Origin of the sequence: Lactobacillus sp. ESL0263 (genome assembly GCF_003692845.1) — a bacterium.
Taxonomy (GTDB): domain Bacteria; phylum Bacillota; class Bacilli; order Lactobacillales; family Lactobacillaceae; genus Lactobacillus; species Lactobacillus apis.
Genome location: NZ_REHL01000007.1, coordinates 1 through 17913, shown reverse-complemented (window position 1 = coordinate 17913; position 17913 = coordinate 1). Strand labels below are relative to the sequence as shown.

The 17913-nt window shown below is 39.8% G+C and carries 2 protein-coding genes; both read left to right on the top strand.

Annotated elements, in window-relative coordinates:
* The first annotated feature begins 20 nt into the window (after positions 1–20).
* Positions 21–8564: a DUF1542 domain-containing protein gene (locus tag F5ESL0263_RS08615; protein ID WP_370448862.1), complete on the top strand. Its 8544-nt coding sequence runs from the start codon at positions 21–23 to the stop codon at positions 8562–8564.
* Between the two features lie 587 nt (positions 8565–9151).
* A partial coding sequence (locus tag F5ESL0263_RS08610) for a DUF1542 domain-containing protein (RefSeq protein WP_122036414.1) occupies positions 9152–17913 on the top strand: 8762 nt, incomplete at its 3' end.

Below are 17913 nucleotides of genomic sequence, written 5' to 3'. Positions count from 1 at the left end.
TTGAAGATGGTAAAGCAGCAATAGCAGCAGCATATCAGTCAGGAAACCTTGATAATGCAAAAGCTACTGCTAAGGGCGATATTGATGCTGAGGTGGCAAGAGTCCAAGGGCTAATTGACGCTGACCCGTACTTAAGTACAGCTAAAAAGGAAGCTCAGAAGAATCGTGCAAAGAGTTTGGGTGAAACTGTCAAGAGTAATATTGATAGTGCAACTAGTGGTGATGGTGTAGCTCAAGCACTTAACATGGGTAAGGCACTTATTATTACAGCATATGAAAAGGGAGAGCTTCCAGAGGGCAGAGAGAACGCTAAGCAAGAAATTGCCGATGAAGCAAAATCGGTTAAGGATAAGATCGATGCCGATAGCTTATTGACTACTACTGAAAAGAACAAACAGAAGCAAGACGTTGATAACGCTGTAGCAGAAGCCAATGCTGCAATTGATGCCGCAACCACGCCAGATGAAATTGCCAAGGCAGTAGCAGATGGTAAGGTCAAGATTAATGCCGCATACAAGCCAGGTACAACAGATTTAAGTACCCAAAAGAACAATGCTAAGCAAGACATAGCCAATGAAGCAAAATCGGTTAAGGATAGTATCGATGCCGATAGCTTATTAACTACTGTTGAAAAGAACAAGCAGAAGCAAGATGTTGATAACGCTGTAGCAGAAGCCAATGCCGCAATTGATGCCGCAACCACGCCAGATGAAATTGCCAAGGCAGTAGCAGATGGTAAGGTCAAGATTAATGCCGCATACAAGCCAGGTACAACAGATTTAAGTACCCAAAAGAACAATGCTAAGCAAGACATAGCCAATGAAGCAAAATCGGTTAAGGATAGTATCGATGCCGATAGCTTATTAACTACTGTTGAAAAGAACAAGCAGAAGCAAGATGTTGATAACGCTGTAGCAGAAGCCAATGCCGCAATTGATGCCGCAACCACGCCAGATGAAATTGCCAAGGCAGTAGCAGATGGTAAGGTCAAGATTAATGCCGCATACAAGCCAGGTACAACAGATTTAAGTACCCAAAAGAACAATGCTAAGCAAGAAATTGCCGATGAAGCAAAATCGGTTAAGGATAGGATTGATGCCGACAGCTTATTAACAACTGCTACAAAAGAAGAACAAAAGAAGAATGTTGATCAGGCAGTAACAGAAGCCAATGCCGCAATCGATGCTGCAACCACGCCAGATGAGATTGCCAAGGCAGTAGCAGATGGTAAGGCCAAGATTAATGCCGCATACAAGCCAGGTACAACAGATTTAAGTACCCAAAAGAGTAACGGTAAGCAAGAAATTGCCGATGAAGCAAAATTGGTTAAGGATAGGATTGATGCCGACAGCTTATTGACTACTGCTACAAAAGAAGAACAAAAGAAGAATGTTGATCAGGCAGTAACAGAAGCCAACGCCGCAATTGATGCCGCAACCACGCCAGATGAAATTGCCAAGGCAGTGGCAGATGGTAAGGCCAAGATTAATGCCGCATACAAGCCAGGTACAACAGATTTAAGTACCCAAAAGAGTGACGGTAAGCAAGAAATTGCCGATGAAGCAAAATTGGTTAAGGGCAGGATTGATGCCGACAGCTTATTAACAACTGCTACAAAAGAAGAACAAAAGAAGAATGTTGATCAGGCAGTAACAGAAGCCAATGCCGCAATCGATGCCGCAAATACGCCAGATGAAATTGCCAAGGCAGTAGCAGATGGTAAGGCCAAGATTAATGCCGCATATAAGCCAGGCAAGAGCTTAACAGATCAAAAGGCAGACTCTAACAAGGAAATTGATAAGACTGCCAACGATGTTAAGGACAAGATTGATGCCGACAAGAATCTGACGACTGACGAAAAGAACAAACAGAAACAGGATGTCGATAAAGCAGCTTCCGAAGCTAAAGATGCCATTGATAAAGCTAAGACCCCAGATGAAATTGCTAAGGCAGAGCAAGATGGTAAAGATAAAATTAATGGTGCTTACCAACCAGGCAAGGACTTAAGCAGTCAAAAGAACAATGCGAAGCAAGATATCGCTAATGAAGCAGATTCAGTTAAAAACCAGATTGATGCCGATCAAAACTTAACTACTGACGAAAAGAACAAACAGAAGCAAGATGTTGATCAGGCAGTAACAGAAGCTAATACAGCAATCGATGCTGCAAATACGCCAGATGAAGTTATTCAAGCAGTCGCAGACGGTAAGAATAAGATCAATGCTGCCCACAAGCCAGGTACGGATTTAAGTAGTCAGAAGACCACTGCAAAAGACCGAATTGATCAAGTTGCAAGTGAAGTTAAGACTGAAATCGATGCCGATATTACATTGACTAATTCTGAAAAGATAGCTCAAAAAGTTAATGTTGATAAAGATGCTGCGGAAGCAAAACAGAATATTAATTTAGCCTCTGACGCACAAGGAATAATCGATTCACGTGATCGCGGAATTGAAAAGATTAGAGCTGATCATCAATCAAATACCCTACCAATAGCAGATCAAAAACAAAGTGCTAAGGATCGGATTGATCAGGTTGCCGTAGAAGTCAAGGGTGAAATCGAAGCTGACGAAGCTTTAACTACAGCTGAAAAGACTGCTCAAAAGCGTAACGTTGATAAAGATGCTACTGATGCTAAAAACAATATTGATGCTGCAACTGATGCACAAGGAATAATCGATGCGCGTGATCAGGGAATTAAAGCAATTAGACGTGATCATGTCCGTAGTGATGTTCCATTATCTGACCAAAAGCAAGATGCTAAGGATCGAATTGATCAGGAAGTTGTTAAAGTTAAGGGTGAAATTGACACTGATACAACTTTATTAAGTTCTGATAAGGCTACGCAGAAGGCCAAGGTTGATATTGACGCTCAAGCAGCCAAAGACAAGATTGATCTTGCTTCTAATGCTCAAGACGTACAAAATGCATTAAAAGAAGGTATTAAAGCAATTAATGCTGATCATGTATCTGGTACTTCTTTAGATGAGCAAAGACAGTCAGCGAAAGCTAGAATTAGTCAGGAAGCTAGAACTGTTAAGTCAGCCATTTCCGCTGATACGACGTTAACTGATACTGAAAAAGCTTCTCAAAAGGCAGCTGTTGATGCAGACGAAATTATTGCGAAAAACAATATTGATAACGCATCTTCTGCCCAAGCTATAATTGCAGCAACTGAAGACGGTATCACCGCTATTAATAATGATCATCAATCAAATACTTCTAGCTTAGATCAACAACGTCAGGAAGCTAAAGACCGAATTGATCTCGAAGCATCAAAGGTAAAAGGTTGGATTAATAAGGATTCTTCATTAGATAGCAAAGCTAAGGCTGAACAGTCTGCTGCTGTTGATGATGCTGCAGCCAAAGCAAAAGATAATATCGATGCAGCAGTAAATGCCCAAGGTATTAAGATTGCTCTCGAAAAAGGTATTGCAGCTATTAACTCCAAGTATGTAACTAATTTGATTTCTTTAGCTGATCAAAAAGAATATGCTAAGCAATTAATTAGAGACGAAGCCGAAATTGTTAAGGAAGAAATTAACAGTGATGAGGTTCTTGAAGACAGTACTAAGGCAGATCAAGTCAAAGCAGTTGAAGCACAAAAGCAAAAGGCTTTAGATAAGATTGATGCTGCAACTGATGCTCAAGCTGTTCAAGATGAGTATGTAAATGGTGTCAACATTCTTCATGCGCAACACCTGTCAGGTAATGATCTTGAAACACAAAAGCAAGCTGCTAAGGATATACTTGCTCAAGAAGCAGCAACTATTAAGAAGATTATTGCTAATGACACTTCCTTGAGTGATACAACTAAAGCAACTCAAACTGCGAAAGTTAACGCAGAGCTTCAAAAGGCTCAAAATGCTGTTGACCGTGCTAAGAATGCTCAAGAAATTAGTGACCGTGAAGTTGCCGGTATTAATGCAATTGACGCTCAACATATCAAGGGTGAGAAATTACAAGTACAAAGAGCTGAAGCAGTCAAGATTATTGATGATACTGTAGCAGCAGCTAAAGCTTCGATTGATCAAGCCAAGAACTTAACTGCTCCAGAAAAGGCTAAAGCAAAACAAGCTGTTGATGATGCAGCTAATGCAGCTAAGGATGCTATTAAGTCAGCAACTAATGCTCAAACTATTAATAAGGCTAAAGTTGCTGGAGTTGATGCAATTAATGCAGTAGTTAAGAACAATAGTGCAGCTGAATTAACAACTGTTAAGCTAAATGCTAAGAACGCAATTAGTGCTGAAGCAACTACGATTAAAGAAGCAATTAGCAGTGATCAAGGATTAACTGCTTCTGCTAAAGCAACTCAATCAGCTAACGTTGACTTGGAAGCTCAGAAAGCACAAAATGCTATCGACCGCGCTGAAAATGCTCAAGAAGTTAAAGATAGACAAGATGCTGGAATTAAGGCAATTGATGCTCAATACATTCCTGGAAAGCCATTAAAAGATCAAAAGTTAGCAGCTAATAAGGTCATTGAGGATGCATTAGCTAGTGCAAATGCTAAGATTGATAGCGATCAAACAAAATCAGCAGCTGAAAAGGCTAAAGAAAAGATGGCTGTTTCTAATGCAGCTAGTGCAGCACAAAAGGCTATTAATCAAGCAAACAATGCTGCAGAGGTAGATAAAGCTAAATCTGATGGATTAACAGCTATTGCATTTGCTCAAAATCCAATGGTTACTATCGACGATCAAAAAGTAGCAGCCAACGAGTCAATTACTAAAGCAGTAAATGATGCAAAAATTAAGGTTGCCCAAGATTCATCTTTAACTACTAGTGAAAAAATTGCAGTTAACCAACTTGTAGATTCCGCTGCTGCAGTAGCTAGAGACAAGGTTGCCCAAGCTACAAGCAGTGAATCAGTTAGCCAAGCATTAGCAGATGGAATAGCTCAGATTAACAATGCAGCAACAAACACTGCCTCACTTAAGCTCAAGACTCAAGCTAAAGGTATTATTAGCAAGAAAGCTGAATCAGCAAAGAAGGAAATTGATCGCTTATCTAACTTGAGTGATGCTGAAAAGCAAAGCGCAAAGGATAAAATCGATCAAGCTGTTCAAAACGGTAATGCCAAGATTGATGCAGCAACTGATTCACAAGTCTTAAAAGTAATAAGTAGCATTCAAGCAGAAATTGATGCAATTGTTACAAATCCAACTGCTTCAAATGGCGCTGGATCTAATGGTTCAAACTCAAACGGATCAGAATCAAATGGCTCAGAGAGCAACTCATCCGAATCAAACGGATCAGAATCAAATGGTTCAGAAAGCAACTCGTCAGAGTCAAACGGATCTGAATCAAATGGTTCAGAGAGCAACTCGTCAGAGTCAAACGGATCAGAATCAAATGGCTCAGAAAGCAACTCATCCGAGTCAAACGGATCAGAATCGAATGGTTCAGAGAGCAACTCATCCGAATCAAACGGATCAGAATCAAATGGCTCAGAGAGCAACTCATCCGAATCAAACGGATCAGAATCAAATGGTTCAGAGAGCAACTCATCCGAATCAAACGGATCAGAATCAAATGGTTCAGAGAGCAACTCGTCAGAGTCAAACGGATCAGAATCAAATGGCTCAGAAAATAACTCATCCGAGTCAAACGGTTCCGAATCAAATGGCTCAGAGAGCAACTCATCCGAATCAAACGGATCTGAATCAAATGGTTCAGAGAGCAACGCGTCAGAGTCAAACGGATCTGAATCAAATGGCTCAGAAAGCAACTCATCCGAATCAAACGGTTCTGAATCAAATGGTTCAGAGAGCAACTCATCAGAGTCAAACGGATCTGAATCAAATGGTTCAGAAAATAACTCATCCGAGTCCAACGGTTCCGAATCAAATGGCTCAGAGAGCAACTCATCCGAATCAAACGGATCTGAATCAAATGGTTCAGAGAGCAACGCGTCAGAGTCAAACGGATCTGAATCAAATGGTTCAGAGAGCAACGCATCCGAATCAAACGGTTCTGAATCAAATGGTTCAGAGAGCAACTCATCAGAGTCAAACGGATCTGAATCAAATGGTTCAGAGAGTAATGCATCAGAGTCAAACGGTTCCGAATCAAATGGCTCAGAAAGCAACTCATCTGAATCAAACGGATCAGAATCAAATGGCTCAGAGAGCAACGCATCCGAGTCAAACGGATCAGAATCAAATGGCTCAGAGAGCAACTCATCCGAATCAAACGGATCTGAATCAAATGGCTCAGAGAGCAACTCATCCGAGTCAAACGGGTCTGAATCAAATGGTTCAGAGAGTAACGCATCAGAGTCAAACGGTTCCGAATCAAATGGCTCAGAAAGCAACTCATCTGAATCAAACGGATCAGAATCAAATGGCTCAGAGAGCAACGCATCCGAATCAAACGGATCTGAATCAAATGGTTCAGAGAGCAACTCATCCGAGTCAAACGGATCCGAATCAAATGGCTCAGAGAGCAATGCATCAGAGTCAAACGGATCCGAATCAAATGGCTCAGAGAGCAACTCATCCGAATCAAACGGATCAGAATCAAATGGTTCAGAGAGCAATTCATCAGAGTCAAACGGATCAGAATCAAATGGCTCAGAGAGCAACTCATCAGAGTCAAATGGCTCTGAATCAAATGGTTCAGAGAGCAACTCGTCAGAGTCAAACGGATCAGAATCAAATGGCTCAGAGAGCAACGCATCCGAGTCAAACGGATCAGAATCGAATGGCTCAGAGAGTAATGCATCCGAGTCAAACGGTTCCGAAGCAAATGGCTCAGAGAGCAACTCATCCGAATCAAACGGATCTGAATCAAATGGCTCAGAAAGCAACTCATCAGAGTCAAACGGCTCCGAATCAAATGGTTCAGAGAGCAACGCATCCGAGTCCAACGGATCAGAATCAAATGGTTCAGAGAGCAACTCGTCAGAGTCAAATGGATCTGAATCGAATGGTTCAGAGAGTAATTCATCAGAGTCCAACGGTTCCGAATCGAATGGTTCAGAGAGCAATTCATCAGAGTCCAACGGCTCAGAAAGTAACTCATCCGAATCCAACGGCTCAGAATCAAATGGTTCAGAGAGCAACTCGTCAGAGTCAAATGGATCTGAATCGAATGGTTCAGAGAGTAATTCATCCGAGTCAAACGGATCTGAGTCGAATGGTTCAGAGAGTAATGCATCCGAGTCAAACGGTTCCGAATCAAATGGCTCAGAGAGCAACTCATCCGAGTCAAACGGTTCTGAATCAAATGGTTCAGAGAGCAACTCATCCGAATCAAACGGTTCTGAATCAAATGGTTCAGAGAGCAACTCATCAGAGTCAAACGGATCTGAATCGAATGGTTCAGAGAGCAACTCATCAGAGTCAAACGGATCTGAATCAAACGGTTCAGAGAGCAACTCATCCGAATCTAACGGATCAGAATCAAATGGCTCAGAAAGCAACGCATCAGAGTCAAACGGTTCCGAATCGAATGGTTCAGAGAGCAACTCATCAGAATCCAATGGTTCTGAATCAAATGGCTCAGAGAGCAACGCGTCAGAGTCAAACGGATCTGAATCAAATGGCTCAGAAAGCAACGCATCAGAGTCAAACGGATCAGAATCGAATGGTTCAGAGAGCAACTCATCCGAATCTAACGGACCTGAATCAAATGGTTTAGAGAGTAACTCGTCAGAATCCAACACATCTGATTCACAAGTTCCTAATGAACAAAACATTGAATCGTCAAATTCAGCAAGTTCTAATACTGAAAATACAGACTTTTCAGGAATTGATACAAGAACATTTGCTGATACAGCAGCTCCAGATACAACTGGAGCAGTTGAAAGAAAGCTTGCTCATAATGCTTACTTCTACAACAAAGAAGGTAAGCGTGCAAACTTATTAGTTGCTCAAAAGGGTTCAATGATTAACACTTACGGAACTGAAATGATTAATGGCCGCGAATTCTATTTGACTGACAATGGTTTATACATCGCTGCTAATAACATCAATGCTCAAAAACGTATCTTATTGAAGAACTCATTTGTTTATAATAAAGATGGCAAGCGTGTAGGCACTCAGTTACTCAGAAGGAATACTGAAGTAGATACTTATGGTGATCCAGTTAAAATTGGTGATAAAGAATTTTACATCATCGATGATGATCGCTATGTAAAAGCAGTTAACTTTGGAACCAATGACAAGGAAGCAAATGAAACATTAGCTGACGGTGTTATTGCAAATGCAGTGTTAAATCACAACGCAAATGTTTATAACAGTGAAGGTCAACAAAATGGTCAAGTTGTTTTATCAGCTGGTTCACGAGTAGCAACTGGTGAAACCAAGACTATCAATGGTCGCAAGTTTATTGAAATTGGTAACGGTCAATATCTTGATAGTGATGAAGTCAACGGTACCTCTCGTGTATTAACTTCAAAAGCCGATGTTTATAATATTGAAGGTAAACGAATTGGTAAAGTAACTATGAATGTTGGCGAGACTATTCGTACTTTTGGTGAAATCGTTGTAATTAAAGGTAAAACTTACTATTCAATTGGTAATGGTCAATTTGTAAAACAGACAGCTTTTGAATAGAAACACTGAAAAATATTTTTGAAGTTAATTTTCAAAAGAATTCATAACAAAAGGCAACAAACTTTAAATAGTTTGTTGCCTTTTTTGTTGGAAATAATCGAGTCTTAGTTAACTAAGTTAGAAATAATAAATAATGTAATGATATCAATTAAGAAACTAACTTCTAATACAGAAATAAACCGAATTTCATGTATGAAGATATAATAATTAATTCCGGGATTTTTTCAAAAAAACCGATACTTGTATTTATTTCTTCGGTTTTAAATAACGTTATTATAAAAACTTTTGCATATTTTTTTGTTAAACGGTCACTAAAATTAAATAACGAATCGGTTATCTAATATTTTGATATATACAAATTCTTTATAAATAAGCTTTATAAAGAAAACACTTTTTCAATATCACGTTTAATTTTTTAAAAAAACATACGTGTTAAAAAACGATTACTGTTCATATAACCGTTGCTGTAATAGCTGTTATAACTGGCTTCATGTTAACAAAATCACTTAAAAAATAACTATTCTAAGTGCTGATGATGTGCTAAACTAGTGGTGTTATATATTAATAGGGAGATTGGAGAGTATAATTTGAAAAAAAATCCAAGGTTAGTCGAAGAGACTAAAAATACAAATTATAAAATGCATAAAAGCAAAAAAGGCTGGCTCGTAAGCTATTCTTTATTGACTTTCATGCTTGGTGGAATATACCTCGGCAGTAGTGCTTCTACTCCGGTAAAAGCCGCTGAAGTCGAATCCCAAAATGATCAAAAGGGAGTAGACCAAGAGTTACAAAAATCAATTGACTCGAAGTCGGTTGATGATGCTAAGCAAAATGCTTTGACTACTATTGATACAACAGCAACCACTGCAAAAGCAAAGATCAACGCTGATCAAAACCTTTCAAGCAGTGCTAAAAGTACTCAACTTAAGAACGTTGATGCTATTGTTGCTGATGCTAAAGATAAAGTAAACAAAGCTGAGGATTTACCTGCTATTAAAGCAATTTTAGATGATGCAAATATTAGCATCACTAATAGCTATAAGCCAGGTACTATTACTGCTTCTAAAAAGAAGACTAGTGCTAAAAAAGAGCCAGTCGTTGATATGTCAAAGAAGCCTGCTACTAACAAAAAAGTAGGTGTTTCTACATATAAAGGACTTAGTTCTTTCTTCAGAACGAGTTCTGATACTGCTGGCATTACTGCAACTTCTGACAAGACTTCAACTACAAAGACTGTCAAATCAGAAGACACTTCTTCATTAGTTGCTGGTAACCAAACTGGTAAAACTGAAGCAAGTAAGTTAGCACCAAGAGCAGCTTCTACTGATTCAGTTACTGGTCAAACTACTGCGAATACTACTGCAGATAAGAAAGATACAAATCAGTATACTTCTCAAGCTGAAGCTACGCCAAGAGTAGATACTGCTGCAGATACCACCGGTGATAATAGTGTTACGGTGGGTTCAGACCAAGATAGTGATCGTCTTGCTTTCCAAGATCAAGTTAATAGAGGTACTACTAATACCCCTACTTCAGTTAACGTTCCAACACCGGATCAAATACTGAACCCAGATAAATATAAGCAAAAGGTGGCCAATGTTTCCACGCTTGCTCAGTTAGCAGCAGCCTGGCAAGATACCACGGTTACTTATATCAATATTACTGCAGATATTGCTGATGATGGATCGACTTTCAATGCGCGTGTAGGTAAAAGTATAGTTGTTAACGGTAACGGTCATACTATCGACTTAGGAGCTGCTACTTCAGTAGCTAAAGCTAAGAGTTTTTATATAACAGGAGTTGGTAGTACCAATCCTACAACTGTTACGATTACTAATGCTACTTTTAAGTCAGGTACTACAAATAACAACGCTACTTATAACTCGTTAGTCTTTACTGATGGTGGGCTTGCAACTGATGCTGCAGGTGGATTGACAATTAATATTGATAATATTAATCTTGGTTCAAATCAGCCTGTAAAAAACTCTAACGGTCCTGCGCACGTAGCATATGCGCCAAGTGCGGCGATTAGATTTTCAGGCGAAAATAATTTTGAATTAAGTAATGAGGCTACTAGGTCTGTTACAAATATTGAATTTGCCAATAATGCTTCTGTTAAAATGGATAGGCTACCAGGTACAGGGGCAGGTTTTGTTTATTCTGAATTTTACATTACACACATGGCTAAGGCAGGCACTACTGGATACGGTAATAAGCTTACTATGGGAGACGGATCTTCAAACTATGCCTCTACATATCAAGGAGTTGCTGCAGACTTCCCTGCTTGGTACTCCAATGTTAACCAAGCCAAAGTTGGTGATAATGTTACATGGACTCAAAAAGGATTCGAATACTTTATTGATGCCACTAAGGGAAACCATGATGATTCTGTCTATGAATTTGGTGAAAACTTCACTTTAAATGCTCCTATCACTGTACAATCTGGTGTTATTCAACTTACAGGAAATCAAAAGGCTACTTTTGCTGCTGGTACTAAATTTGATGTTAATCAAGCAAGTCGTGGAGCAATAATATCTGTAGCTGGTAAATCAAGTGTCACATTTACTTCACCAAAGACACTTCACTTAGCTATTATTGACTCTAACGGAAAACCAGTAAGTGGTACTCAAGGTATTTTTAATGGTACAGGTACTGTTTCATTAAATGACTCAAAAATTAGTACTTGGGATGGAGTTAATTCCGATGACAACTCTGGTACAAATGCTGATCATACTGAAGTATTTTCTTCAATGTCAGTTACAAATGGGGTTGCAACATTACAAAATCTTAACGGTGAAACTGTAACTTCTTCTATTGTTTCCAAAAATACACGTGAGTTAAATACTCTTGCCATTAGTGTTGGTACAATGGATGTACAGTATGTTGACCAAAACAATAAAGTTCTTAAAACTGTTCAAGTTCCTTTAGACGATGCAACTAATTACATTGGTCAATCTATTCCTTTCATTAGTAAAAAATATGTAAACGACAATATGCCTGAGAACTATATGTGGGCACTCGGCAAGCAAGTTTACTCTGGTGCAAAGAAGGATCCAAACAATAAGACAATTGATTCGTATGGTCAAGCTATCATTGGTATTGTTCCAATGGTGAACACACACCGTACATATACAATCTATGTATACGGTGCTCCGCAGAAAGTGCAATATCAATATGTTGACATCAACCATAAAGACAGAGGAGCATTAGCTACAAATCTTTCGGGTCAAACTGGTAATGAAGGATCAAACGGCAAACTACTTCAGTCAGCTAACTATGCTAATACAGTTGATTGGACAGATAGTTACTATACAAAAGATAACGTTCCAGCAGGATATCACTACTATGTTGAAGCAACTGGTCAAGGAGTTCAGCCAAAATCCACTTTAGTTGGAACTGAAAATCCACTTGTTACTATCTATGTAGAAGGTAATCAACAAACAATTACTCCAACATATGTAAACAAAGATGGAATTGCAGTTCAACCAATTCAGCCTATTACAGTTTCTAGTAAAACTGGTGATGTTACGGAAATTCCTAAAGCACCAGATGTTAAAAACTATGCTTTTGATCATGTTGAAGTAAATGGTAAGGAAGTTCCAGCTGGGTCAACATTTATCATGGCCAATGGTACAGACAGCATTAAATATGTTTATCATTCTCTTAAACAGGAAAAAGATACTGCAATTAATAATATCAATTCTCATGCCGATGATGCCATAACAGCTGTTAATGGTAATGTAAATCTGACTACAGATGAAAAGACTAAGCAAAAAGATGCCATAAATGCTGCAAGAAATGAAGCAATTGATAAAATAAATAAGGCTGAGCTTCAAAGTGAAGTTGATAAAGCTTATCAAGATGGTATAGCTAAGATTGATGCTGCTCATAACGATAAGGGTAAGGCATTAGCAGATCAAAAGACTGACGCTATAAAAGATCTACAAGAAGCTGCAGCTACCGCAAAAGATGTGATTGCAAAAGATGAAACCTTAACAGCGGCAGAAAAGGACGAGCAGACTAAGGCAGTAGATCAAGCTTTAGCTACAGCCACTGACAATGTTAATAACGCACCAGATGCCGATGCCGTAAATAAGGCAAAGGCTGATGGAATAGCAGCAATTAATGCAATTCATCAATCAGGTAAGTCATTAGCAGGTCAAAAGGCTGACGCTATAAAAGCACTACAAGAAGCTGCAGCTACCGCAAAAGATGTGATTGCAAAAGATGAAACCTTAACAGCGGCAGAAAAGGACGAGCAGACTAAGGCAGTAGATCAAGCTTTAGCTACAGCCACTGACAATGTTAATAACGCACCAGATGCCGATGCCGTAAATAAGGCAAAGGATGATGGAATAGCAGCAATTAATGCAATTCATCAATCAGGTAAGTCATTAGCAGGTCAAAAGGCTGACGCTATAAAAGCACTACAGAAAGCTGCAACTGACGCAAAAGATGCGATTGCAAAAGATGCAACCTTAACAGCGGCAGAAAAGGACGAGCAGACTAAGGCAGTAGATCAAGCTTTAGCTACAGCCACTGACAATGTTAATAACGCACCAGATGCCGATGCCGTAAATAAGGCAAAGGATGATGGAATAGCAGCAATTAACGCAATTCATCAATCAAATAAAGCTGGTATAACAGGCTTACAAGATGCAGCTAAGCAAAAATTAGATCAGATTGCACAAAGAGTTAAGAATGAGATTGATGGCGATCCAACCCTAACAACTGCTGAGAAGACAAATCAAAAGGGTGATGTCGATAAAGCTCTAGCAGAAGGGAACGCTAATATCGATAAGGCTACAACTGCTGACGATATAAATGCGGCTTTTAACGCAGGAGAAGCAGCAATTGAAGCAGCTCATCAATCAAATAAAGCTGGTATAACAGGCTTACAAGATGCAGCTAAGCAAAGATTAGAACAGATTGCACAAAGAGTTAAGAATGAGATTGATGGCGATCCAACCCTAACAACTGCTGAGAAGACAAATCAAAAGGGTGATGTCGATAAAGCTCTAGCAGAAGGGAACGCTAATATCGATAAGGCTACAACTGCTGACGATATAAATGCGGCTTTTAACGCAGGAGAAGCAGCAATTGAAGCAGCTCATCAATCAAATAAAGCTGGTATAACAGGCTTACAAGATGCAGCTAAGCAAAGATTAGAACAGATTGCACAAAGAGTTAAGAATGAGATTGATGGCGATCCAACCCTAACAACTGCTGAGAAGACAAATCAAAAGGGTGATGTCGATAAAGCTCTAGCAGAAGGGAACGCTAATATCGATAAGGCTACAACTGCTGACGATATAAATGCGGCTTTTAATGCAGGAGAAGCAGCAATTGAAGCAGCTCATCAATCAAATAAGCTGAGTCTGCAGCAACAAAAAGACAATTCCAAGAGTGATATAGACAAGGTTGCACAAGAAGTTAAGAATGAGATTGATGGCGATCCAACTTTAACGAATGCAGAGAAAGCTTCGCAAAAGGCTAAGGTGGATGCTGATGCTCAAAAAGCTAAGGCTGCAATTGATAATGCGACCGATGCTCAAGGTGTAGTTGATGCTCATGATGCTGGTGTAGATCAAATTAGAAAAGACCACCAACCTAACACAACTACTCTGGAAGAGCAAAAGCAGAACGCTAAAGATGCAATCGATGCTGAAGCTGTTAAGATTAAGGATGAAATCGAAAAAGATCCAACTTTAACTAATGCTGAAAAGACTGCTCAAAAGAATAAGGTTGACAGAGATGCCGCCGCAGCTAAAGACAATATTGATGCAGCAACTAACGCACAAGGTATTGTTGATGAACGTGATCAAGGTAAGAAAGTAATTGACGGTGATCACGTAACAAGCGACACCCCATTATCAGATCAAAAGCAGAATGCAAAAGATGCAATCGACAATGAAGCAATTAAGATTAAGGGTGAAATCGATGCAGATCCAACTCTAACTAGTGCTGAAAAGGCTGAGCAAAAGGCCAAGGTAGATGCTGATGCTCAAACTGCAAAAGATAATATCGATGATGCAACTGATGCTCAAGGTGTTAAAGATGCACAAAGAGCTGGTATTAAGGCTATTGATAAGGATCATGTTTCAGGAACATCCTTAGATGATCAGAAGCAAGCAGCTAAAGCCAAGATTGACAAAGAAGCTAAGGACACTAAGTCACTTATTAATTCTGATCCAACCCTAACTGATGCTGAAAAGACTGCCCAAAAGGCTAAGGTAGATGCTGATGCAGTTGCAGCTAAAGACGCAATTGATAAGGCAACAACTGCTCAAGGAGTAATCGGTGTAACTAATGATGGCATTAACACTATTGATGCTGATTACCAACCAAGTGATGCAACTTTAGACCAACAACGCCAAGCAGCTAAAGATCGTATCGATGAGGAAGCTGATAAGATCAAGGGTTGGATTAATAAGGATCCTTCATTAGATAGTAAGGCTAAAGCTGATCAAATTGCTGCAGTTGATGCAGCAGCAACAGCTGCTAAGAATAAGATTGATGCTGCTACAAACGCTCAAGGCATTAAAGCTGCTCGTGATAAAGGTATCATTGATATTGATTCTAAGTACCTAACTAACCCAATGTCACTTGTTGATCAAAAGAAATATGCTCAACAATTAATCAGAGATGAAGCTGAAATTGTTAAGGAAGAAATCAACAGTGATCCAGTTCTTGATGATCAAACGAAGAAAGATCAAATTGCTGCAGTTGAAGCTCAAATGCAGAAGGCTATTGACAAGATTGAAGCTGCTGCAACAGCACAACAAGTTCAAGAAGAATACACTAATGGTGTGAATGTTCTTCATGCTCAACACTTGTCAGGTAATGACTTGGCAACTCAAAAGCAATCTGCTAAGGATGCTCTTGTTCAAGAAGCAAACACAATTAAAGCTATTATTGCAGCTGACACCGCTCTTGATGACGATGAAAAGGCAACACAAACTGCTAATGTTGAAGGTGAACTTGAAAAGGCTGAAAATGCAGTTGACCGTGCGAAGAATTCACAAGAAATTAGTGATCGTGAAGTAGCAGGTATTAATGCAATTGATGCACAATATGTTCCTGGTAAGACTCTTGACGATCAAAAGACTGAAGCTAATAAAGCAATTGATGAAGCTGCAACTGCAGCTAAAGCATCAATTGACGCTGCTAAGAACTTAACTAACCCTGAAAAAGCAAAGGCTAAGCAAGCAGTTGATGATGCAGCTAATGCAGCTAAAGACAATGTAGATGCTGCAACTGATAGTGAAGGCATTGAAAAAGCTCAAACAGATGGTATTGATGCAATTAATGCAGTTGTTAAGGATAGTAGTGCAGTTGAATTAACTGCTGTTAAGGAAAATGCTAAGAAAGCAATTGATGCTGAAGCAGCAGCTATTAACCAAGCTATTACTAATGATCAAAACTTAACTCCATCAGAAAAGGCAAGACAATCATCAAATGTTCAATTGGAAGCTCAAAAGGCTAAGAATGCAATTGATCGTGCTGAAGATGCTCAAGAAGTCAAGGATAAGGAAAATGCAGGAATTGATGCAATTGATGCTCAATACATTCCTGGTAAACCACTTGACCAACAAAAAGCTGATGCTTCATCAGAAATTGATGCAGCTGCAGCAAATGCTAAGGATGCAATTGATAAAGATACTGGTAAGACAGCTGCAGAAAAGGCTAAAGAAAAGCAAGCAGTTGATGATGCAGCCGCAACAGCAAAAGACGCAATTAATAAAGCTGAAAATGCTGGAGATGTGAACAAAGCTAAAGAAGATGGTTTAGCAGGAATTGCTGCCGCTAAGAAACCAAATATTACTTTAGATGATCAAAAGGCAGCAGCTAAGGATGCAATCGATAAGGCTGCTAATGATGCTAAGAACAAGATTAGTCAAGATTTAGAGTTAACTCCTGATGATAAAAAAGCTGCCAATAAAGCAATAGATGATGCAGCTGCAGCAGCTAAGGATAAAGTAGATCAAGCAACTAATGCTGACCAAGTTAGTCAAGTTGTAGCTGATGTTACAAACGAAATTGGCAAAGTTGTTTCTGGCACTGACGACACCAAGAACAAGAATACAGCCAAGGACAGTATCAAAGACCATGGAGATTCAGCCAAGAAAGATGTAGATGCACTGCCAAATCTGAGTGATGCTGATAAACAAGCCATTAAGGATAAGATAGATCAGGCAATTGCAGCAGGAAATGCAAATGTAGACGCTGCTAAGACAATTTCAGAAATGATACAAGCTGCTACTGACGCAATGGCTACAATTGATAGCATTGTTAAGGATAATAGTGGCTCAGGTTCGAATGGTTCAGGTTCAAACGGATCAGACTCAAATGGTTCTGACTCAAATAGTTCAGGATCTAACGGATCAGAATCAAACGGTTCAGACTCAAATGGCTCAGAATCAAATGGTTCAGGCTCAAATGGCTCTGACTCAAACGGCTCAGGTTCAAATGGTTCTGAATCAAATGGCTCCGAATCAAACGGTTCAGGCTCAAACGGCTCAGGTTCGAATGGCTCAGGTTCAAACGGTTCAGACTCAAATGGCTCAGGTTCAAACGGTTCAGACTCAAATGGTTCAGAATCAAACGGTTCAGGTTCAAATGGCTCAGACTCAAATGGTTCAGAATCCAACGGTTCAGGTTCAAATGGCTCTGACTCAAACGGCTCAGGTTCAAATGGTTCAGGTTCAAACGGTTCAGACTCAAATGGCTCAGGCTCAAATGACTCAGAATCAAACGGTTCTGACTCAAACGGTTCAGGTTCAAATGGCTCAAGTTCAAACGGTTCTGACTCAAATGGTTCAGAATCCAATGGTTCAGGTTCAAATGGCTCTGACTCAAACGGCTCAGGCTCAAACGGTTCAGGCTCAAATGGTTCTGACTCAAATGGCTCAGGCTCAAATGGCTCAGAATCAAACGGTTCAGGCTCAAATGGCTCAGGCTCAAATGGCTCTGACTCAAATGGCTCAGGCTCAAATGACTCTGAATCAAATGGATCAGGCTCAAATGGTTCTGAATCAAACGGCTCAGACTCAAATGGCTCAGGTTCAAACGGCTCAGAATCAAATGGCTCTGACTCAAACGGCTCAGAATCAAATGGCTCAGGTTCAAACGGTTCAGACTCAAATGGCTCAAGTTCAAACGGTTCTGAATCAAATGGCTCAGGCTCGAACGGTTCTGACTCAAATGGTTCCGACTCAAATGGCTCAAGCTCGAACGGTTCAGAATCAAATGGCTCAGGTTCAAATGGTTCTGACTCAAATGGCTCAGGCTCAAACGGTTCTGACTCAAATGGCTCAGAATCAAACGGTTCAGACTCAAACGGTTCAGA